This window comes from Bacillus sp. 105MF (assembly GCF_000374885.1).
Lineage (GTDB): Bacteria > Bacillota > Bacilli > Bacillales > Bacillaceae_G > Bacillus_A > Bacillus_A pseudomycoides.
This window is the reverse complement of the sequence record NZ_KB895567.1, coordinates 139,992-161,512: the sequence shown is the minus strand read 5'-3', so window position 1 is coordinate 161,512 and position 21,521 is coordinate 139,992. Positions and strand designations below refer to the sequence as shown.

Genomic DNA, 21,521 nt, shown 5'->3' with positions numbered 1-21,521 from the left:
GAAAAGGGTGGCTTTTTTCTCGCACCCTAGTCTCATACGATTAGGGTATTTTTATGCAATCGTTGTTATATAAATACAAAAGTGTTATCATAAAAATCAGAAAGATGAGGGATGACAATGAGCCATTTGTTAACGATGAGTGAATTATCGAAAGAAGAGATTTCGGAAATCCTAAAAGACGCAGAAGATTTCGCAAATGGAAGAAGTAAAAAAACAACAGAGCAAACGTTTGTAGCGAACTTATTTTTCGAAAATAGTACGAGAACAAAGTTTAGCTTCGAAGTTGCCGAGAAGAGATTAGGACTAGACGTATTAAACTTCTCAGCAGATTCTTCTAGCGTACAAAAAGGAGAAACATTATACGATACGATAAGAACACTAGAATCAATCGGAACAAAAGCAGTAGTCATCCGCCATCAGCAAGATCGCTACTTCGATGAGCTAAAAGATAAAGTAAATATTCCAATCCTAAATGCTGGAGATGGATGTGGAAATCATCCAACACAATGCTTGCTAGACCTTTTAACAATTAAACAAGAGTTTGGAAGCTTCGAAGGATTAAAGATTGCAATTGTTGGAGATATCCGCCATAGCCGAGTAGCCCGCTCTAATGCTGAAGCATTAACGAAACTAGGAGCAACAATTTACTTTGCTAGCCCAGAAGAGTGGAAAGATGAAACTAACACATTCGGAACATACAGAAGTTTAGATGAACTTGTTCCAGAAGTTGATGTGATGATGTTACTTCGTGTGCAACATGAGCGTCATGACCATTATGAAACAGACATCATGAAAGAGTATCATGAACAGCACGGATTAACAATTGAACGAGAAAAACGTATGAAACAAGGAAGCATTATTATGCATCCAGCTCCTATAAACCGCGATGTAGAAATTGCGAGCGAACTCGTTGAGTGTGAGCGTTCCCGCATTTTCAAACAGATGGAAAACGGAGTTTACGTAAGAATGGCTGTACTAAAACGCGCATTACCAAATGTATTAGGAGGAATGAAACATGAATTATTTGTTTAAAAATGGACGTTATCTAAATGAAGAAGGAAAAATTGTAGCAACAGATCTTCTTGTACAAGACGGTAAAATTGCGAAAGTAGCAGAAAATATTACGGCAGATAATGTTGAAGTAATCGATGTAAATGGAAAATTAATCGCACCTGGACTAGTAGATGTACACGTTCATCTTCGCGAACCAGGTGGTGAACATAAAGAAACAATTGAAACAGGTACGCTTGCAGCAGCAAAAGGTGGATTTACAACAATTTGCGCAATGCCAAATACACGCCCAGTACCAGACAGTAAAGAACATATGGAAGACTTACAAAAACGAATTAAAGAAAAAGCACATGTAAATGTACTGCCATATGGCGCAATTACAGTACGTCAAGCAGGTTCTGAAATGACAGACTTTGAAACATTAAAAGAACTTGGAGCATTCGCGTTTACTGATGATGGAGTAGGCGTACAAGATGCAAGCATGATGCTAGCTGCTATGAAACGTGCAGCAAAATTAAATATGGCAGTCGTTGCACACTGTGAAGAAAATACACTAATTAATAAAGGTTGTGTACATGAAGGGAAGTTTTCTAAGGAACACGGATTAAACGGTATCCCATCAGTATGTGAATCTGTACATATTGCCCGGGACATATTACTTGCGGAAGCGGCAGATTGCCACTATCACGTATGTCACGTAAGTACAAAAGGATCTGTACGAGTGATTCGTGATGCAAAACGTGCTGGAATTAAAGTGACAGCAGAAGTAACACCGCACCACTTAGTATTATGTGAAGATGATATCCCAGGTGTTGATCCAAACTTTAAAATGAATCCACCGCTTCGAGGAAAAGAAGATCACGAAGCCTTAATTGAAGGATTATTAGATGGAACAATCGATATAATCGCAACAGATCATGCACCGCATGCAGCAGAAGAAAAAGCACAAGGTATTGAAAGAGCACCATTTGGAATTACTGGTTTTGAAACAGCATTCCCATTACTATATACAAACCTTGTGAAAAAGGGGATTATCACATTAGAACAATTGATTCAATTCTTAACAGAAAAACCAGCTGATACATTTGGTTTAGAAGCAGGTCGCTTGCAGGAAGGAAGAGCGGCAGATATTACAATTATCGATTTAGAACAAGAAGAAGAAATTGATCCAACAACATTCTTATCAAAAGGAAAAAATACGCCGTTTGCAGGCTGGAAGTGTCAAGGATGGCCGGTTATGACAATAGTTGGCGGTAAGATCGCATGGCAAAAGGAGAGTGCATTAGTATGAAAAGACAGCTTATCTTAGAAGATGGAACAGTATTAATTGGAAAAGGTTTCGGAGGAGAGATCGAAAAGTCAGGTGAGGTTGTATTTACAACAGGAATGACTGGATATCAAGAAACATTATCTGATCCATCATACTGCGGTCAAATTGTAACATTTACGTACCCATTAATCGGAAACTATGGCATTAACCGTGATGATTTCGAATCAATTCATCCATCTGTAAATGGTTTAATAGTAAACGAAATTTGTGATCACCCATCTAACTTCCGTAATGAAATTTCGTTAGATGATTACTTAAAAGAAAGAAATATTCCCGGACTCGCAGGAATTGATACAAGAAAATTAACGCGAAAAATTCGTCAATATGGAACACTGCGCGGGCGTCTTTGCAACATGGATGCGGATGTAGAGTACATCGTTAGCCAATTAAAAGCGACAGTCTTTACAGATCATGTGAAACGCGTATCAACAAAAGATCCATATCCAAGTCCAGGCCGTGGCCATCGTGTTGTACTTGTAGACTTCGGAATGAAGCACGGTATTTTGCGCGAGCTAAATAAACGTGATTGTGATGTAATCGTTGTACCTTACAATACAACAGCGGAAGAAATTTTACGCCTTAGTCCAGACGGAATTATGTTAAGTAATGGACCTGGTGATCCAAAAGATGTACCAGAAGCAATTGAAATGTTAAAAGAAATCATCGGAAAAGTACCTTTATTCGGGATTTGCCTTGGACATCAATTGTTTGCTCTAGCATCTGGTGCGAATACAAGTAAGTTAAAATTCGGTCACCGTGGTTTAAATCATCCAGTAAAACATCTTGCAACTGGAAAAGTAGCAATTACTTCTCAAAACCATGGTTACGCAGTAGAAGAAGCGTCAGTTGAAAATACAGATCTTGAAATTACGCATGTAGCTTTAAATGATGGAACTGTAGAAGGACTTCGTCATAAGAAGTTCCCAGCATTTACAGTGCAATATCATCCAGAAGCTTCAGCGGGACCAGAAGATGCAAATGATTTATTCGAAGATTTCTTAACAATGATTGAAAACTTCAAGAAAGAAGGGGAAGAGTTATGCCAAAACGCTTAGACATTAACACAATTTTAGTAATCGGATCAGGACCAATTGTAATTGGGCAAGCAGCGGAATTTGACTACTCTGGTACACAAGCTTGTCAATCTCTTAAAGAGGAAGGTTACAAAGTAATCCTTGTTAACTCTAACCCAGCAACAATTATGACAGATACTGCAACAGCAGATAAAGTATATATTGAACCATTAACATTAGAATTTGTAAGCCGTATTATTCGTAAAGAACGTCCAGATGCAATCTTACCAACATTAGGTGGTCAAACGGGCTTAAACATGGCTGTTGAACTTGCGAAATCAGGTGTGCTTGACGAGTGTGGAGTTGAAATTTTAGGAACAAAATTATCAGCAATTGAGCAAGCGGAAGATCGTGATCTATTCCGTACATTAATGCAAGAGTTAAATGAACCAACACCACCAAGTGAAATCATTCATACGCTTGATGAAGCATATGAATTTGTAAAAGAAATTGGGTATCCGGTGATCGTTCGCCCAGCATTTACACTTGGCGGAACAGGCGGCGGTATTTGCCACAATGAAAAAGAATTAATTGAAACCGTAACAAGTGGTTTAAAACATAGCCCGGTAACGCAATGTTTATTAGAAAAGAGTATTGCTGGTTGTAAAGAAATCGAATACGAAGTAATGCGTGATTCAAACGACAATGCCATCGTAGTATGTAACATGGAAAATATCGATCCAGTTGGGGTTCACACAGGTGATTCTATCGTTGTAGCGCCGAGCCAAACATTAAGTGACCGTGAGTATCAAATGTTACGTAACACTTCATTACGAATTATTCGTGCGTTAGGAATTGAAGGTGGATGTAACGTTCAGCTTGCACTTGATCCATATAGCTTCCAATATTATGTAATCGAAGTAAATCCACGTGTAAGTCGTTCATCTGCACTAGCATCTAAAGCAACAGGATATCCAATTGCGAAGTTAGCAGCGAAAATTGCAGTCGGCTTAACATTAGATGAAATTGTAAACCCAGTAACACAAAAAACATATGCATGTTTCGAACCAGCACTAGACTATGTTGTTTCTAAAATTCCACGTTGGCCATTTGATAAGTTTGAATCAGCAAACAGAACGCTTGGTACACAGATGAAGGCAACTGGTGAAGTTATGTCTATCGGACGTAACCTAGAAGAATCATTACTAAAAGCAGTTCGTTCTCTAGAGCTTGGTATTTATCACCTAGAACTAGATCATTTAAAAGAACTTGATAAAGAAACGATGAAAAAACGTATTATAAAAGCAGATGATGAGCGCCTGTTTGTTGTAGCAGAAGCGATCCGTCAAGGTGTAACGAAAGAAGAAATCAACGCATGGTGTGAAATGGACTTCTTCTTCTTACAAAAAGTCGAAAACATCGTAAACATGGAACGCGAAGTAAAAGCGAATGTAGGAAATATGGAAGTATTACAAGAAGCAAAAGAAATGGGCTTCAGTGATCATTACATCGCAGCTGCTTGGGGTAAAACAGAACGTGAAATTTATGATGTGCGTAAAGAAAATAGCATGACGCCAGTATTCAAAATGGTAGATACTTGTGCGGCAGAATTCGAATCTGCAACACCTTACTACTACAGCACATATGGAGATGAAAATGAATCGATCGTTACAGATCGTAAAAGCGTAGTTGTACTTGGATCTGGTCCAATCCGCATCGGTCAAGGTGTTGAGTTTGACTATGCAACAGTTCACTCTGTATGGGCAATTAAAGAAGCCGGATATGAAGCAATTATTATTAATAATAACCCAGAAACAGTTTCAACAGACTTCAGTATTTCTGACAAATTATACTTTGAACCATTAACAATCGAAGATGTAATGCACATCATTGATTTAGAGAAGCCAGAAGGTGTTATCGTTCAGTTCGGTGGACAAACGGCAATTAACTTAGCTGCTAAATTAGAAGAACACGGTGTGAAAATTTTAGGAACATCACTTGAAGATTTAGACCGTGCAGAAGATCGTGATAAATTTGAAGCAGCTTTAACACAGCTTGGTATCCCGCAACCAGTTGGTAAAACAGCAACGACTGTAGAACAAGCGGTAGCAATCGCTGAAGAAATTGGTTACCCAGTATTAGTAAGACCATCTTACGTACTTGGTGGGCGTGCGATGGAAATCGTATATCGTCAAGAAGAACTACTGCATTACATGAAAAATGCGGTTAAAGTTCATGCGGATCATCCAGTATTAATTGACCGCTATATGGTTGGTAAAGAAATTGAAGTAGATGCAATTTCAGACGGTGAAAATGTATTCATTCCAGGTATTATGGAACATATTGAACGCGCTGGAGTTCACTCTGGTGACTCAATTGGAGTATACCCACCGCAAAGCTTATCTGCAAAACTGAAAGAACAAATTATCGAAAATACAATTGCACTTGGAAGAGGATTAAACATTGTTGGATTACTGAATATCCAGTTTGTAGTATTCAAAGACGAAGTGTATGTAATTGAAGTAAACCCACGTGCGAGCCGTACAGTACCATTCTTAAGTAAAATTACAGGCGTACCGATGGCGAATATCGCAACGAAAGTTATTTTAGGTCAAAATCTTGTAGAACAAGGATATGAAACTGGCTATCGCTCAGAAGAGAATGAAGTGTATGTAAAAGCTCCAGTATTCTCATTTGCGAAACTACGTTCAGTTGATACAACATTAGGGCCTGAAATGAAATCAACAGGGGAAGTAATGGGGAAAGACTTAACGCTTGAAAAAGCACTATATAAAGGACTTGTTGCTTCTGGAATTAACATTCCAACGCACGGATCAGTAATCATTACTGTGGCGGATAAAGATAAAGAAGAAGCAATGGAAATTGCAAAACGCTTCCATGAAATCGGCTATAACTTATTAGCAACAGCAGGAACAGCACAATCGTTAACAGAGAAAAACATTCCGGTGCAAGTTGTAAACAAAATTGATTCTGAAGACTACAACTTACTTGATATTATCCGTCAAGGGAAAGCACAGTTTGTAATCAATACGTTAACAAAAGGAAAACAACCAGCGCGTGATGGTTTCCGCATTCGCCGTGAATCAGTAGAAAATGGTGTGGCTTGCTTAACTTCACTTGATACAACAAGAGCAATTTTAAGAGTACTAGAATCCATGACATTCTCAGCTCACGCAATGAAAGAAATCGCGCCAGCGCAGCGTCACGAGGTGGTACATGCATGATGCAAAAGCAAAATATGATCGTCGTTAACCAAACAGAAATCGCAAAAAATATTTATGAATTAGTGCTTCAAGGTGATCTTGTACAGCAAATGAACGAACCAGGGCAGTTTGTACACATTAAGGTAGCAGAGGGCATTACGCCCCTTCTGCGCCGCCCAATTAGTATTTGTAATGTCGATCAAGACAAGAACGAATTTACAATGCTATATCGTGCGGAAGGACAAGGAACAAAAACACTAGCAAAGAGAAAACAAGGTGAAATTGTAGATGTATTAGGACCATTAGGCCATGGTTTTCCTGTAGAAGAAGCGGAAGCTGGGCAAACAGCTCTATTAGTAGGTGGAGGGATTGGTGTACCACCACTTTATGAGTTATCACAGCGTCTTGTTGCAAAGGGTGTACGTGTCATTCACATCTTAGGTTTCCAAACAAAAGATGTTGTTTTCTACGAAGAGAAATTTGCAGAGCTTGGCGATACGTATGTGGCAACAGTTGATGGTACACATGGTACAAAGGGATTTGTAACAGATGTGATTGATGCTTATGGAATCGACTTTGACATTTTATACTCATGTGGACCTTTGGCAATGCTACGTGCATTAGAAGGTCGTTATAAAGAGAAAAAAGCCTACATTTCACTAGAAGAACGTATGGGCTGTGGTATTGGAGCATGTTTCGCATGTGTATGTCACTTGCAAGAAGATCCAAGCGGACATTCTTACAAGAAGGTGTGTAGCGACGGGCCAGTATTTCCAATCGGGGAGGTTGTACTATGAACAGATTGCAAGTTGAATTACCAGGATTATCGTTGAAAAATCCAATCATCCCAGCTTCTGGTTGCTTCGGGTTTGGTCGTGAGTATGCGCAATTTTATGATTTAAGCGTACTTGGATCAATCATGATTAAAGCAACGACAGAACAACCTCGTTATGGAAATCCAACGCCTCGTGTTGCTGAAACACCAGGCGGAATGCTAAATGCAATCGGGCTTCAAAACCCTGGGCTAGAAAAGGTAATGACTTCTGAATTACCATGGCTAGAGCAATTCGATCTTCCGATTATTGCGAACGTTGCAGGTTCACAAGCTGAGGATTATGTAGCAGTTGCAAAGGAAATTTCAAAAGCACCGAATGTTCATGCGCTAGAATTAAATATTTCTTGTCCAAACGTAAAAACGGGTGGTATAGCTTTTGGTACTGTCCCAGAAATTGCTGCTGATTTAACGAAGCGAGTAAAAGAGGTTTCTGAAGTGCCGGTATATGTGAAATTGTCACCGAACGTGGCAAACATTGTAGAGATTGCGAAGGCAATTGAAAATGCAGGTGCAGACGGATTAACGATGATTAATACATTGCTTGGTATGCGTCTAGATTTAAAAACAGCAAAACCCATTTTAGCAAACCGTACAGGCGGACTATCAGGACCTGCAATTAAGCCAGTGGCGATTCGTATGGTACATGAAGTGAGTCAAGCGGTTAACATTCCCATTATCGGAATGGGCGGTATTGAATCAGCAGAAGATGTAATTGAGTTCTTTTACGCTGGTGCAAGCGCAGTTGCAGTTGGTACAGCGAACTTTGTTGATCCGTTCGTATGTCCAACAATTATTGAAGAATTACCAGCGTTATTAGATGAATTAGGATTTGATCACATTTCGGAATGTCAGGGAAGGAGCTGGAAATAAACATGTCACAGTCTTTAATCGTTGCACTGGATTTTCCAGGTAAGGCAGAGGTAGAACAGTTTTTAAGCCACTTTGAAGGGGAACAGTTATTTGTCAAAGTTGGTATGGAGCTATTCTATAAAGAGGGACCTGCTATCATTACGTACTTAAAAGAAAAAGGGCATCAAATTTTTCTAGATTTAAAGCTCCATGATATTCCGAATACAGTAAAAAGCGCTATGCGCAGCCTAGCTAGTCTAGATGTTGATATGGTAAATGTTCATGCTGCTGGGGGAAGCAGCATGATGAAAGCTGCGGTTGAGGGATTAGTGGAAGGTAAGCAAGAAGGAAAAGAGAGACCGATTTGTATTGCAGTTACACAACTAACAAGCACTTCGGAAGCTATGATGAAAAAAGAGATTGGTATTGAGAAAGCGTTAGAAGAAGCGGTTGCTCATTATGCAAAATTAACGAAAGAAAGTGGACTTGATGGTGTTGTATGTTCGACACTAGAAGTACCAAAGTTACGTGAAGTATGCGGACCTGCATTTGTAACAGTAACACCGGGGATTCGTCTTGCAAGCGATGATGTTAATGATCAAGTACGCGTAGCAACGCCAAAGCGTGCACGTGAACTTGGTTCAAGTTACATTGTAGTGGGACGTAGTATTACAAAGGCAGAAAATCCGCTTGAAGCGTATAAAACCGTAAAACAACAGTGGGAAGGTGTAACAATATGAAAAAAGAAATCGCATCTCATCTATTAGAAATTGGCGCAGTATTTTTACAACCAAATGATCCATTTACATGGTCTTCTGGTATGAAATCACCAATTTATTGTGATAATCGTTTAACGTTATCATACCCAAAAGTACGCCAAGCGATTGCGGCAGGATTAGAGAAGTTAATCGAAGAACACTTCCCAACTGTAGAAGTTATTGCAGGAACAGCAACTGCTGGTATTGCGCACGCTGCATGGGTAAGTGATCGTATGGATTTACCAATGTGCTATGTACGTAGTAAAGCAAAAGGTCATGGTAAAGGGAACCAGATTGAAGGAAAAGCAGAAAAAGGTCAAAAAGTAGTAGTAGTAGAGGACTTAATTTCAACTGGCGGCAGTGCAATTACTTGTGTAGAAGCACTTCGCGAAGCTGGCTGTGAAGTATTAGGAATCGTATCAATCTTCACGTATGAGCTTGAAGCAGGAAAAGAAAAACTAGCAGCAGCAAACGTGGCATCATATTCTCTAAGCGACTACAGTGCATTAACTGAAGTGGCAGCAGAAAAAGGTATGATCGGACAAGCTGAAACAAAGAAATTACAAGAATGGCGTAAAAATCCAGCTGACGAGGCTTGGATTACAGCCTAAATATAAAAAACACGACCGCGGGGAAACGCGGTCGTGTTTTTTATAGAAAATATGGTTAGATAAATATCCTCTTATCCTGGTAATTCTAACAATTATTCTAGATGAGGTCCCGACACATCGTCATCAAGCTAAGCATACTAAAAGGTAATATGGTAGTGCATTTTTATTGATTCTCTATGAATACACTAAAAATGGGCATGACAAAAAACTATTTAATGGTTTTTTTTTATTTTTATGTGGATTTTCGTATTTGTAACATCTTACAATACATAACACCCAAAATATCAAAAATCGTTTTCTTTTCGTAACGGTGCGATTTCCGTTCGTTTTCTTCATTTTTTAACCAAGTTTTAAAATCCATCATCATCCTTCTTTCTTCAATTGTGTTCCGTAAAAAGTATCTATTATATATATTAAGTTTAACAAGTTAACGGAAGACATCTTCTGTTAACTAAAAAAAGATTGCTATATTTATTTAGTTCTTTAATAAAGTGAAACTTTAATCAGTGGGGGTTTTCTCCATCTCCCACTGATTATTAGTTGAACCAATCGGGCTTTTATGGGCAGTGTATCTCCCACTTAACTTCTTTGCTTTCGTAGAATTTTGAGGTGGGAGTATTACTGCCCATTAATGCGGGATAAATGGAGAGATATTCATTTGTTAAAAAAATAAGAATTGAATATTTTTCTATTTTTTTACAAATAGCACACAAAAAAGACATACTTCTAGGCTATTTTTATATACAGGAATTATTTTTTTGAAATGGTTACTACATATAAAGGAGACTTCAAAATGGATATGGATTCATATTATTGGGAAATGGTTAAGAAGAATATTGGTGTGTATTCTGAACAGGAACAAGAATGTCTTCGAAATAAGAAGATTATTATTTTTGGATTAGGGGGTGTAGGTGGATATGAAGCAATTCTCTTCTCTCGGATGGGGATTGGGCATATTACAGGCGTTGATCCAGATGAATTTGAAATATCTAATATTAACAGACAAATGTTAGCACTTTCTAGTGTTATAGGTGAACCAAAAGCAAAAGTTGCAGAACAGGTTGTAAAAGATATACATCCCTATATATCAACAAACTTTATACAAACAAGAGTAGATGAAGATAATGTAATCGAACTTATAAAAGGGCACGATATTGTAGTAGAAGCCGTAGATGATATGCCTTCAAGAGTTATTATACATAGAACTGCTAGAGAATTAGGTATACCAAGTGTGGGGATGTCAGGTAGTCCTCCCACAAGAGGATTTGTTTCTACATTTTTTCCAACTGGAATTCCTTATGAGGAAGCATTGAATGTATCTATTGTAGGAGGCAAATTAACAAATCACGAATTAAGACAACAAATTGCGGATATAAAGAAAAGTCGAGCTTGGTATTCTGTAGAAAAAGGGGCACCAAAAGAGTGGGCACAAGATTTTTGTGATGGAAAAGCAGGATGGATTATCACGCCGATGCGTGCCCATCTATTGTCATTATTTAGCTTTCATGAAGCAATCCAAGTGTTAACTGGTCGTGAACCGTTAGCGAGAGCTCCAAAAGGGATTGTTATTGATGTAAATAGCCAGAACCCCGTCCAAGTAAAAAATGCACCAAAAGATGGTTGGGATTATACAACACTGTAAGGAGGAAAATAATTTGTTAACAAAAAATAAAAATACACAAAATATATATGAAGAAAGTTTCACGCGAAATATTGGCGTCATTTCTGTAGAGGAGCAAGAAAAATTAAAAAATGCTCGCGTTACTGTAGTTGGAGCAGGGGGAGTAGGAGGAATTACACTCATTCAATTGGCACGAATGGGTGTAGGTTCTTTACATGTTATTGATCAAGATGTATTTGAAGCAAGCAATATCAATCGACAAATGCTAAGTTCCATCAGTAAATTAGGACAGCAAAAAGCAGAGGTCGCTTTAGAAGTTTTGCAAGACATTAATCCATTATTACAAATAGAGATAACAAAAGAATTTGTTACCGAGGACAATGCATTAGAACTTCTAACGAATGCAGATGTCATTATAGATGCAACTGACAATTTAGTAGCGAGAGTAATTATCCATCGTACAGCTCAGAAACTAGGAATCCCTTCTATTTGGATTGCGGTTACCCCCCCTTTTAGAGGTGGTGTCATGTCTTTAACTCCTAACTCTACGCCCTATGAAATTGCGTTAGGATATCCGTCTTATCAACAAGAGCTAACACCAGAAATGCAAAATAAAATTCATGAATTAAAAGATGGACGTGCTCTTCATTCCGTTACATATGGCGCGGATGAGAAATGGGCAAGCAGTTATGTACAAAAAGATCGTCCATGGGCTGTATTGTCTCCCGTTGCGAATATAGTAGGCATTCTAGCAAGCTTTGAAGCATTTAAATTTATGATAAATCGAGAAGAGTTAAGACCTGTAATAAGTCCAAATTTAATTCAAATTAACCTTGCAACCCAGAATATGGTACAAGTCTCTATACCGGAAAATGGTAGTTGGGACTATACCACACTATAGATGAGAGAAAAGATTATGCTTCCTTTTTTGTTACTTGGAATAATTGTAATGCTCGCTCTGCTTATAAAGGATTATGCACTAGCTGGTGCGGCATGCTTATTAGGAATTTTACTTGCTGTTGGACAAAAAACTTTATTACATTTTATTCAACAATACTCTTTTCAAATTGGTATTTTCTTTCTTATGTTATTCTTTTTAATTCCAATTGCATCAGGGAAGATTACAAACGAAAACGTAGTAAAATTAATTGCTTCCCCTATGGGATTAGGGTCCATTCTTGCAGGTTTCACTGTGTCATACATAGGAGGGAAGGGTGTAGGAATTCTATCTATGAATCCTACGATATTGTTAGGTGTCTTATTAGGGACTCTTGTTGCCGTATTATTTACAAAAGGTTTACCAGCCGGATTAATTATTGCGGCTGGAATAATAGCTATTATTTCTATGAAATGAAAGGGACATTCTAAATGAAGATAAAATGGACACATATTAGTTTAGTAGGGATTTTTTTTATAATGCTTATGTCTGGTTGTTCTAATATAAAAGAAACTTCTCAAAATGCTCAGACTCCTAAAGTAGTAAAACAAGAATTAGAAATTCAGCAAGGAGAAGAAAAATTATTTTTGCTTCATAAAAGCTTAAATAATAAAAAACAGTATAAATCCGATGAAATTGTCTTATTTTTAGAACCATTTAGTGTACCTACAGCTCAAGCATTTGATGTACCAAAATATTCGTGGATGGATGAGTATGCCAAAAAAGGATATGATACTTGGGCCATGGATTTTCGAGGGTTTGGTCATTCTTCTCGCCCTAAAGAAATGTCAGATCCTCCTTCCCAAAACCGTCCGGTTATTCATCTGAATGATGCAACTAAGGATCTAGAAACAGTTGTAAAGTGGATCCAAAAGAAAAGAAATGTGAAAAAGATTCATATAATAGGATGGTCATATGGGGGTGTTGTCGCTGGAAATTATGCAATATCCCATCCTCAAGATATTAATAAACTTATTTTATATGGGTATATGCATGGATTCACACTCCCTATGATGACAAAATCTCTTGAAAATCCATTACAACCTAATCAATTTAATCCTGAAGCATCAGCCTATCAAATGGTGGACTTTGATAAAGGAATGCATCATTGGCATATAATGATGGGAAAGAAAACAATCGTTACAAATGAAGCAATGGATGCCGTAAAACAAGTATTTATCAATTCGGATCCTATGAGTAAGAAAAATAATCAAACTATTCGTCGACCAATTGGTCCACTAGAGGATTTGTTTTATATTTGGAAAAATCAGCCTTTATATGATGTATCTAAAATTAACGTTCCAGTACTTGTCATTTATGGAGAAGATGACACGTTTGCAGACCGAAATATGATGTCAAAACTAACAGGTACAAAACAAAAAAAAGAAGTTGTAATCCCCGATGCAACGCACTGGGCTGTTTATGAAAAGAATCGTAATAGCCTATTTGAACAAACGTTAAACTTTATAGAAATGAAAGAAGGAAAAAAGGAATGAACAAGGGTATAACAATATTGGATGCCACCTTACGTGAAGGAGAACAACAATGTGGTATTCGTTTCTCCAAGGAAGATAAAATTACCTTACTCCATATGTTAGAGAATTTTGGAGTAACTCTTATCGAGGTTGGACACCCGGGTATTTCTGAAGAAGAAGAAGAGATTTGCCGAGAAGTTGCAGCCTCTGCAAAGTACGCTGAAATACTTATGCATGCTCGGGCAAAAAAAGAAGAAGTTCATGCGGCTTATCGTGCTGGTGCCGATTGGATAGGAATCTGGGCGTCTATTAACCCCATTTCTTTACAAACAAAGTACACCAATAGATCAAAAGATTACGTTATTAATCAAGTGAAACAAGCTATTGAAGAAGCAAAATCTTTAGGGATGAAAATCCGTTTTACTATTGAAGATGCTTCGCGAACTGAATGGGAAGATATCGCCTACATTGGACAGGTTGCACATGTAGCTGGAGCAGACCGAATCAGTTTAGCAGACACTGTAGGAATTTGGGAACCAAGTCAGTGTGCGACAATCGTGAAGAAATCTGTTGAGACATTCCCTTGTGAGATTGAAGTTCACCTTCATAATGATTTAGGACTAGCCATGGCAAATGCTCTTGCTGCAATCGATTCAGGGGCATCTGTCATTGATACTACATTGTGCGGAATAGGTGAACGTGCTGGGATTGTTGACTTGCTAAATTTATCAGTATTTTTATCTCAAAAGCGTAATCTTCAGTACTTTAAACTACAGATGATTCCTGAATTGACTCAATCTCTTCAAATAGCTACTGGTTGTAAAGTAGATCATTGGAGACCGATTATTGGAAAGAACATATTTACTCATACGGCACCTTATCATAAAAAAGCTGTTCAGCAGAATGATTCAGCATACGAGGGTATTCAGCCTGAAATGATAGGAAGAGTAAGGACCATTCAACAAAAATGCATAGAAAGAAAAGGGCCGAGGCTTTCAAAGTTTCTCCGAGTTAGTAAACCATTTGTAAAGGGAGCATCTGAGCTTTTATATCATCGCGATGGTCCAGGAGAGCGGTGGGTGCAGATGGATTATAGAACGGATGAACGGGCTTCATTTTATGTGATACAGCGTGTATTCTACGATGCGCATATGGATGATAACTTAGAAGGACATGTAGATATTCACGCACATCATTGTGATAGTGCCTTTATCTTCTGGGGGAATAAAATAGATGGTACAGGCCTCGTATGTGAAGTGGAAATTGAAGGAGAGTCTCAAATCATTGAGAGTCCTGCATCTGTTTTTATTCCAGCGGGTTTCAAGCATAGGTATAAGTACCTTTCGGGTATAGGAACATATACAAATATCGTACTAGCACCTAATTATAATTCTAGTTTGTTAGAGGATAATTTATCAAAAATGAATGTATAATGGGTAATCTAAAATGCCATTAAGTTAAAATACATTTGCATCCCAAAAACGAAATTTTTTTCGTTTTTGGGATGTTTTTATTTTTTGCTTGATGAAGATAGGGAGCTACTTCAAAAGACGAATAAGAACCTTAATTCTCAAGAGTAGATAATAGAAAGGGTAAATTTTACAGCATTTTTCAATGAACTGAACAACTAAAGAACATGAAAGTTTCCCTACTTAAAAAGGAAGAGAATTATAAAAATTCTCTTCTTTTTTTATGTGTTCATAAACATTACTTATCTATCTGAAAGCACATGTATACGATTATTGGCTCTGGTACAAATGTGTTGCGCCCTTAAATAGTTCATACAGATCCCTAATCAAAGTATTCATAAGTTTGCATAAGATGGAAACAATGGTAAAAAGATAACTTATGAAAATAAAAAAATGGCTTTCCTTGCGTTAAAGGAAAGCCATCTTTTTAAATGCACTTAAAATTCATAAAGAGGCACAGAGTATAGGTTACAATATAAAGGTAGAATTAGCGCAAATTACCAAAAAATATTTTATTTGAATTATAAAATATGAATATACTGTGGTATTGAGGAATGAATCATTTTGAAAGAATACAAAACTCAATTGAATATATTGAAAAGAGCTTACAAGACGAATTGAACGTTACTGAAGTTTCCTCAAAACGAAAATTTTATCTCTTCATAGTTGCATGGGAATACAGCTTTCATTTTTTTCGTTGCGGGGACATTTCAAAATACTAGCTTGATAGCGATGTGGCAGGACCCAGCTTTATAAAATATAATTATTGCGATAAGGAAGAATATTATTAAAAACTTTATCAAATTTTTCTCTGAGCGGTAACTTCATCTTTAAATATTTATGAATTATAAAATGTCTTAAGTTGATGGGCATGTTGTGTTACCCCATTGCCATCAAGCTAAGAAAACGAAAACTTATATATCATTATCTTTAGGTGGAGGGGAAAGATTGTTTGATAAATTAGAAAGGCTATTTAAAAAAGATAAAGAGAATGATTTTGAAGATGAGCGGTACATTTTCAAACAGAATCGTTAAATTTCTTAAATAAAAGATATTACTATTTTCCCTCCACAGCTTCATACCCCTTTACAAATAATAAAGTTACATAAGAAACGATAAATGAGAAGATGCTATACATGCCAACCCAAAAGAAAAATGAAGGGGGAAACAATATAACTCCTAATATAAGAAAAATAGCAAACGTTACAATTGGCATTACGTAATACGTTCTTGTTCTACGTGTCCCAAGTACTGAAACAATAAAAATAAGTAATGGACAAATAAATAAGAAGAAAATCAATTCACTCATGGTTATGTCCCCTTTTCTTAAGAAGAAATATGTTTCTTTTAAACGTTTTAAACTAATTGTTCTCCTAATATAATTTTGACGGATGGTTTGAAATCCCTTTTGGGAATCAGTATATTTCAACAATTCGCAAGGGAAAACAGTAAGCAAAGAAAACTTGTCTACGGTTATAAAAGAAACATCGCGACAATTGTAGTGACAATTACCCCGATAACGACCGGTATAAAATTGCGTCTAGCAAGTTCGAATGGATCTACTTTACAAATTGCTAACCATTTTTTTGTGCGAGGAGTAATAGAAGTAAGAACTTTAGCTGGTTCAGTTGATTCAGCAGAACCAGTATGCACGAGTAAATTGCTCATTGAAATAATAATAGAGATGATTAAAATAGTTGGTAGCAGTTCGGTAATGGCATAGATAAAACTTTGAAAAATCTCGCTAACGGCAAGAGGAATGGAATGTGTTGCGGTTAGAGCTAGTAAAAAGATAAAAAACAAAATGATTGTCGTATCTTTTCGAAGAATAAACAAAGGTGATAATTGTAAGTAAACAAAGAATATAGAGGGCGTGCAGAAGTGTTAATTCTACTCCCATTTTGCTCACATCCTTTAGGCATTCGGGTAGTTTAGTGTATGAAGAGAGTGGGAGTGTGTGAGTACGTAGAGAAAGAAAATATAACAATTTCATGTACTGCACTTACAAGGTGATAATGGATGATATAATACAAATAATCCTGAAAGTGGATAAAATATTATACGGTTTTATTACTAGATAGAGAGATGGAATATATGAAGGAGAAAATAGGTTTTTACGGTCTTATGGGATGCTTCGCTATAGGACTTATTTTAAAGTATTTTATTGAAAGTGATTGGATCGACATTATTTATGCAGTGGGTTTTATTTTTGCTGTATTATATTGTTGGGATGAATTTAGAGCATACACCCGAAAAAAGAAGATCGTTTTAGGAATAGAGTTTGTCATTTTAATAGCTACAGTGCCATTCATATTGTTGGAAGGCGGTAGACAAATGGATATGATGCCAATTTTTCAAGGGTGGCTATCTTTTGCTAGATTAGTATATTTACTTATAATCTTAGGTATTGTGGGAATGATTGTTACAAAAGTGAATAAAAAATTATTATTAGGTGATGACGTATCTAAAACATAAAAAAGTGCTACCTCGCTAAGAGATAGCACTTTTTATTATTTTACAGAATGAGTTTTTTGCATTTTTTTAATTAAACGAATTTGCCTGCGATGACTCAGCTCATCCTTGAATACATGGAACCATTTGAAGTAGTTATTTGCAGGTTTGTCGTGCCAAAACGTTGTGGTTTTATATAGCCATTCATCTGGTAGTGATTGAAACGTTGCAATCGTTTTATCGCGAACTTCTTGTAACGTATCTATGTAGTAGTCTATAGGGTGATTTTTAATCGTTTGACGTCCAAGATCACCCAATTCAACTCCTGGTAACCAGTGTTCTAATTCAGCTTCTGTTGGCTCGCGATCTTCAAAGGGATGAATTTGATAATAAAACTCGACTGCAGCCATATGGTACAAAAGCATACCAATCGAGTTTGCCTGATCATCGTGCAAATAATCGAGTTCTTCAATTGTTAAGTCTTGTACAGCTTGCATAGTTGTATAGCGAGTATAATTCAGCATAGAAACAAGTTTTGAGAACTCTGTGTTTAATCCGTCAATCTTATCAATTACGAAATTCAATAGAAATTCCTCCTAATAAATAATTTCTTTATAGAAGGGTTTCTATATGTAGAAAGAAATTCTTTTTTAGGAGCGTATATGAATCAAGTTTGTGGTTATTAACCAATAACAATAAGGTCTCTATTTGCCTTTGTAATTACTTCATGCCCATCTTTTGTAATGACAATATCATCTTCAATCCTACAGCCACCCCAGTTTGGAATATAAATACCTGGTTCGACAGTAACAACCATTCCTTCTTGTAAAGTAGCTTTACTTTCTTGTGATAATCGAAGTGGTTCATGAAGTTCTAATCCAACGCCATGGCCGGTAGAATGGCCAAAGTATTCACCGTAGCCGTTATCTGTAATGTAATTTCTTGTCACATCATCAATCGTTTTTGCGGATTCACCAGGCCGGATTGCTTTGGTTCCTCGTTTTAATGCTTCTAATACAATACTATATATTTTTTCGAATTCTTTGGAGTAACTTCCAATCGCAATAGTACGTGTTAAATCAGAGCAATACCCATTGTAAAGTGCACCAAAATCTAATGTAACCATATCTCCGTTTTCAATCATCTTATTTGTGGCAACGCCGTGGGGAAGAGAAGAACGGACTCCAGAAGCTACGATAATGTTAAATGATGAGGAAGAGGCCCCTTGTTTTCGCATAAAAAACTCTAATTCATCTCGGACATCAAATTCAGATACACCGGGTTTTAGAAATCCTGTTATATGTTGAAATGCTTCATCGGCCATACGTGCTGCAACTTTAATTGTTTCGATTTCAGACTCTTCCTTAATGGAACGGATTGTTTCTACTAGTTCACTTACTTGTACAAGTTTGATGTTTGTATATTTTTTTAACGAACTATACTGTTTTAAGGTCATATTGTTTTCTTCGATGCCTAGTCTTTGGATGTTTAATCTAGTTGTCTGATTTGCAATCTCTTGTTCTATGTTTCCTTTATGCATAATGATTTCAGTTTCTTGTACCTGTGTTTTTGCTTGATCGACATAGCGGAAATCTGTAATGAATACAGCTTCAGTTGCAGATAGTAATACGACTCCAGCACTACCTGTAAATCCAGTTGCATACTGGCGATTTTCCTTTTTCGTAATGAGTAATCCGTCTATTCCATATTCGGTTAGTTGTTCTTGAATTTTTTTGATTCTAGTAGTCATTTTGATTCCTCCTTTTCATTGTCTATATAAAGCAATAATTATGCCAATATTCTCAATCTAGCTGTTCGTGGGCAATAAGACCCCCACTGTAAAATTCAACAAAAGTAAAGAAGATAGGTGGGGGTCGGGCACCCGATTGGTGAGGGCTAATAATCAGTGGGGATGAAGAAAACCTCCTACTGATTAAAGCTTCACTTTATGAGGGAAGATACTTAGTAATGAATATACTGTCAAAAAATGTAGACATATAAAATTATATGTGTCTACATTTTTTGACATGAAAATCTAGGGTATAAACTTTTTAACACGATATATTTTTAATTGCTCAATAATTTTTTTGTGAAAAATAGTTTTTATTAAGTGATAGGTATAAAAAAAGGTAATAACGATTTAATTAATATCGTTATTACCTCTTTTTGTTTTAAGCTTTTAATTTCATCACCGTATCAGCATCTGGTGTTACATACAATGTTTGTTGATTATCATATGTCACAAACCCAAGTTTAGCACCGCTTGGTTTTTTAACATGGCGAATTTTTGTGAAATCTACAGGAACAGAACTAGAATCTTTTGCTTTACTGTAATAAGCAGCGAGTTTAGCAGCTTCTAATAAAGTCTCTTCAGTTGGTTCTAATGAGCGAATAACAACGTGAGAACCAGGAATATCTTTTGTATGTAACCAAATTTCATCACGACGTGCAAATTTGGTTGTTAAATAGTCATTTTGTTTATTATTTTTACCGACTAAAATTTCTGTTCCATCGGTAGAGATATATTTATCTAATATCGGTTTTGATGTTTTTTTCTTTGTATTCTTCGACTTACGGTTACGCATATAACCTTCTTCAGCTAATTCTTCGCGAATCTCCTCGATATCTTTTGAAGAAGCAGCCTCCATTTGTTGAAGTAGGCTATCAAAGTAAAGGATTTCTTCATTTGTTTTTTCAATTTGTTCTTTTACGATTGCAACAGAATTTTTCGCTTTTTGATACTTTTGGAAATAACGTTGTGCGTTTTCTGACGGTATTTTCAGTGGATCTAATGTAATTTTTACTGTTCCGCCATTTTCATCGTAGTAGTTGACAACCTCAATTTCTTTGTCACCTTTTTTTAATGCATACATGTTAGCTGTAAGAAGTTCACCGAATAATTGATATTTATTAGCTTTCCCAGCATCTTGTAGTGTTTTTTGTAATTTAATTAATTTCTTTTCATTTTTTGCTTTTTCATTGTGCATAAATCGTTCTAAATCATGTGCTTGTTGTTTTACACGATCGCGTTCAGCCTTTCCAAAGAAGAATCGATCTAATAATTCACTTACAGATAAGAATGTTTTATTATCCCCTTTTAAATGTGTAAGAGGGAAGAGATAAAAGAACTCTTTTCCATTTGCCGTTATCATTGTTGGTTCATATTGATGCGCTTGCATTGGTTTTTGTAATGTGAAAAACGCTTCTGATAATGCATGTTCATTTACCATAACAGCTTTCTTTACAACTTCTTTTGCAAATAGCGGAGAAATCCCCATAAAGGCCCCAACAAGTTGTTTATCCATATTTCCTGCTAAAAAGTCTAGTGGCCTAATAAACTCATCTTGTGTTTCAATCTGCAAGGGATTAATTTTATGCTGTGCTGGTGGTGCAACATATTCAGCGCCAGCATATACAGTACGATGCCGATTTACCGCTAAAGAAACGTGCTTTAAGCTATCTAAAATGATATTTGTTTTCGCGTCTACTAAAATAATATTGCTGTGACGACCCATTATTTCAATCACTAATGTTTTTAACGATTCGTCCCCAATCTCGTTACGGCTTCGAACGGTAATTTGAATGATACGTTCTAAATCGATTTGTTCAATTTTCTCAATAAATCCACCTTCTAAATGTTTGCGAAGAAGCATGCAAAACATTGGTGGTAATGCTGGTGAATCATAACTTTGATTTGTAAGATGCATACGTGCGTATGTAGGGTGTGCGGAAATAAGTAATTTTTGATTTTTTCCGTTTGCTCGAATATGTAACAAAACCTCATATTTTGAGGGTTGATATATTTTTGAAATTCTTCCTGTTTGAAGAGAATTTGCAATTTCATGTGTAATCGCTCTTGTAAATAATCCATCGAATGCCATTATGAACACTCCTTTCTAACTAAATGTTAATTATAGCATTTTTTTGGACGGGACTG

General features: G+C 36.6%; 18 protein-coding genes and 1 pseudogene. 14 read left to right on the top strand and 5 right to left on the bottom strand.

Annotation, left to right across the window (positions count from 1 at the left end):
* Positions 1 to 117: 117 nt before the first annotated feature.
* The 13 genes from pyrB (at position 118) to C564_RS0106000 (ending at position 15,097) form a co-directional block, all read left to right on the top strand.
* Positions 118 to 1,032 carry an aspartate carbamoyltransferase gene (gene pyrB / locus C564_RS0106065; RefSeq protein WP_018764748.1) on the top strand — a complete coding sequence of 305 codons (915 nt, stop codon included), beginning with the start codon at positions 118 to 120 and terminating at the stop codon, positions 1,030 to 1,032.
* Positions 1,016 to 2,302, top strand: a complete 1,287-nt coding sequence (pyrC, locus tag C564_RS0106060) for a dihydroorotase (RefSeq protein WP_018764747.1) — start codon at positions 1,016 to 1,018, stop codon at positions 2,300 to 2,302. The genes pyrB and pyrC overlap by 17 nt, the downstream gene beginning before the upstream one ends.
* Positions 2,299 to 3,396, top strand: a complete 1,098-nt coding sequence (locus C564_RS0106055; RefSeq protein ID WP_018764746.1) for a carbamoyl phosphate synthase small subunit — start codon at positions 2,299 to 2,301, stop codon at positions 3,394 to 3,396. The genes pyrC and C564_RS0106055 overlap by 4 nt, the downstream gene beginning before the upstream one ends.
* On the top strand, positions 3,381 to 6,599 hold the full coding sequence (gene carB / locus C564_RS0106050) for a carbamoyl-phosphate synthase large subunit (protein WP_018764745.1): 3,219 nt from the start codon (positions 3,381 to 3,383) through the stop codon (positions 6,597 to 6,599). Before C564_RS0106055 ends, carB begins: the two co-directional genes overlap by 16 nt.
* Positions 6,596 to 7,375, top strand: a complete 780-nt coding sequence (gene pyrK, locus C564_RS0106045; RefSeq protein ID WP_018764744.1) for a dihydroorotate oxidase B electron transfer subunit — start codon at positions 6,596 to 6,598, stop codon at positions 7,373 to 7,375. The genes carB and pyrK overlap by 4 nt, the downstream gene beginning before the upstream one ends.
* Positions 7,372 to 8,283: a dihydroorotate oxidase B catalytic subunit gene (gene pyrD / locus C564_RS0106040; protein WP_018764743.1), complete on the top strand. Its 912-nt coding sequence runs from the start codon at positions 7,372 to 7,374 to the stop codon at positions 8,281 to 8,283. The genes pyrK and pyrD overlap by 4 nt, the downstream gene beginning before the upstream one ends.
* Before the next feature lie 2 nt (positions 8,284 to 8,285).
* Entirely contained in the window at positions 8,286 to 9,002 is a 717-nt protein-coding gene (gene pyrF, locus C564_RS0106035; protein WP_018764742.1) for an orotidine-5'-phosphate decarboxylase, read from the top strand.
* On the top strand, positions 8,999 to 9,631 hold the full coding sequence (gene pyrE, locus C564_RS0106030; RefSeq protein WP_016116008.1) for an orotate phosphoribosyltransferase: 633 nt from the start codon (positions 8,999 to 9,001) through the stop codon (positions 9,629 to 9,631). The genes pyrF and pyrE overlap by 4 nt, the downstream gene beginning before the upstream one ends.
* Positions 9,632 to 10,424: 793 nt before the next feature.
* Positions 10,425 to 11,273 (top strand): HesA/MoeB/ThiF family protein, encoded by an 849-nt coding sequence (locus tag C564_RS0106020; protein ID WP_018764740.1) that lies wholly within the window; start codon positions 10,425 to 10,427, stop codon positions 11,271 to 11,273.
* Positions 11,274 to 11,286: 13 nt separating this feature from the next.
* Positions 11,287 to 12,153, top strand: coding sequence for a HesA/MoeB/ThiF family protein (locus C564_RS0106015; RefSeq protein ID WP_018764739.1), 867 nt, complete (start codon positions 11,287 to 11,289; stop codon positions 12,151 to 12,153).
* Between the two features lie 15 nt (positions 12,154 to 12,168).
* On the top strand, positions 12,169 to 12,606 hold the full coding sequence (locus C564_RS0106010) for a DUF441 family protein (protein WP_018764738.1): 438 nt from the start codon (positions 12,169 to 12,171) through the stop codon (positions 12,604 to 12,606).
* A gap of 14 nt (positions 12,607 to 12,620) precedes the next feature.
* Positions 12,621 to 13,685 (top strand): alpha/beta hydrolase, encoded by a 1,065-nt coding sequence (locus C564_RS0106005; protein WP_018764737.1) that lies wholly within the window; start codon positions 12,621 to 12,623, stop codon positions 13,683 to 13,685.
* A complete protein-coding gene (locus C564_RS0106000) occupies positions 13,682 to 15,097 on the top strand; it encodes a homocitrate synthase/isopropylmalate synthase family protein (RefSeq protein ID WP_018764736.1) in 1,416 nt (471 codons plus the stop codon). Before C564_RS0106005 ends, C564_RS0106000 begins: the two co-directional genes overlap by 4 nt.
* A gap of 1,093 nt (positions 15,098 to 16,190) precedes the next feature.
* On the opposite strand, the gene C564_RS0105990 is transcribed toward C564_RS0106000, so the two are convergent.
* Both C564_RS0105990 and C564_RS37315 read right to left on the bottom strand, forming a co-directional pair.
* The gene (locus C564_RS0105990) at positions 16,191 to 16,442 is read right to left on the bottom strand and encodes a YbeF family protein (RefSeq protein WP_018764735.1); all 252 of its coding nucleotides are present in this window, start codon (positions 16,440 to 16,442) and stop codon (positions 16,191 to 16,193) included.
* 275 nt (positions 16,443 to 16,717) lie between these two features.
* Positions 16,718 to 17,033 (bottom strand): annotated as a pseudogene (locus C564_RS37315) (hypothetical protein); the annotation flags it as partial.
* A gap of 194 nt (positions 17,034 to 17,227) precedes the next feature.
* Between C564_RS37315 and C564_RS0105980 the strand changes: the two are divergent.
* Positions 17,228 to 17,608, top strand: a complete 381-nt coding sequence (locus tag C564_RS0105980; protein ID WP_018764733.1) for a YoqO family protein — start codon at positions 17,228 to 17,230, stop codon at positions 17,606 to 17,608.
* A 35-nt stretch (positions 17,609 to 17,643) separates the two neighbouring features.
* Here the strand turns inward: C564_RS0105980 and C564_RS0105975 are convergent, their stop codons facing one another.
* From C564_RS0105975 to C564_RS0105965, 3 genes are all read right to left on the bottom strand, one after another.
* On the bottom strand, positions 17,644 to 18,168 hold the full coding sequence (locus C564_RS0105975) for a mycothiol transferase (protein WP_018764732.1): 525 nt from the start codon (positions 18,166 to 18,168) through the stop codon (positions 17,644 to 17,646).
* Positions 18,169 to 18,266: 98 nt separating this feature from the next.
* The gene (locus tag C564_RS0105970) at positions 18,267 to 19,334 is read right to left on the bottom strand and encodes a M24 family metallopeptidase (RefSeq protein WP_003199637.1); all 1,068 of its coding nucleotides are present in this window, start codon (positions 19,332 to 19,334) and stop codon (positions 18,267 to 18,269) included.
* A gap of 421 nt (positions 19,335 to 19,755) precedes the next feature.
* Positions 19,756 to 21,465: an Rqc2 family fibronectin-binding protein gene (locus C564_RS0105965; RefSeq protein ID WP_018764731.1), complete on the bottom strand. Its 1,710-nt coding sequence runs from the start codon at positions 21,463 to 21,465 to the stop codon at positions 19,756 to 19,758.
* Positions 21,466 to 21,521 lie beyond the last annotated feature (56 nt).

What these genes read in the sequence shown, in the direction of transcription:
- pyrF (WP_018764742.1), top strand. Translation starts at nt 8,286, where the DNA reads ATGTCACAGTCTTTAATCGTTGCACTGGATTTTCCAGGTAAGGCAGAG.
- C564_RS0106005 (WP_018764737.1), top strand. Translation starts at nt 12,621, where the DNA reads ATGAAGATAAAATGGACACATATTAGTTTAGTAGGGATTTTTTTTATA.
- C564_RS0106010 (WP_018764738.1), top strand. Translation starts at nt 12,169, where the DNA reads ATGCTTCCTTTTTTGTTACTTGGAATAATTGTAATGCTCGCTCTGCTT.
- C564_RS0105965 (WP_018764731.1), bottom strand. Translation starts at nt 21,465, where the DNA reads ATGGCATTCGATGGATTATTTACAAGAGCGATTACACATGAAATTGCA.
- pyrE (WP_016116008.1), top strand. Translation starts at nt 8,999, where the DNA reads ATGAAAAAAGAAATCGCATCTCATCTATTAGAAATTGGCGCAGTATTT.
- pyrB (WP_018764748.1), top strand. Translation starts at nt 118, where the DNA reads ATGAGCCATTTGTTAACGATGAGTGAATTATCGAAAGAAGAGATTTCG.
- pyrK (WP_018764744.1), top strand. Translation starts at nt 6,596, where the DNA reads ATGATGCAAAAGCAAAATATGATCGTCGTTAACCAAACAGAAATCGCA.
- carB (WP_018764745.1), top strand. Translation starts at nt 3,381, where the DNA reads ATGCCAAAACGCTTAGACATTAACACAATTTTAGTAATCGGATCAGGA.
- C564_RS0105980 (WP_018764733.1), top strand. Translation starts at nt 17,228, where the DNA reads ATGAAGGAGAAAATAGGTTTTTACGGTCTTATGGGATGCTTCGCTATA.
- C564_RS0106000 (WP_018764736.1), top strand. Translation starts at nt 13,682, where the DNA reads ATGAACAAGGGTATAACAATATTGGATGCCACCTTACGTGAAGGAGAA.
- C564_RS0106055 (WP_018764746.1), top strand. Translation starts at nt 2,299, where the DNA reads ATGAAAAGACAGCTTATCTTAGAAGATGGAACAGTATTAATTGGAAAA.
- C564_RS0106020 (WP_018764740.1), top strand. Translation starts at nt 10,425, where the DNA reads ATGGATATGGATTCATATTATTGGGAAATGGTTAAGAAGAATATTGGT.
- pyrC (WP_018764747.1), top strand. Translation starts at nt 1,016, where the DNA reads ATGAATTATTTGTTTAAAAATGGACGTTATCTAAATGAAGAAGGAAAA.
- pyrD (WP_018764743.1), top strand. Translation starts at nt 7,372, where the DNA reads ATGAACAGATTGCAAGTTGAATTACCAGGATTATCGTTGAAAAATCCA.
- C564_RS0105970 (WP_003199637.1), bottom strand. Translation starts at nt 19,334, where the DNA reads ATGACTACTAGAATCAAAAAAATTCAAGAACAACTAACCGAATATGGA.
- C564_RS0105990 (WP_018764735.1), bottom strand. Translation starts at nt 16,442, where the DNA reads ATGAGTGAATTGATTTTCTTCTTATTTATTTGTCCATTACTTATTTTT.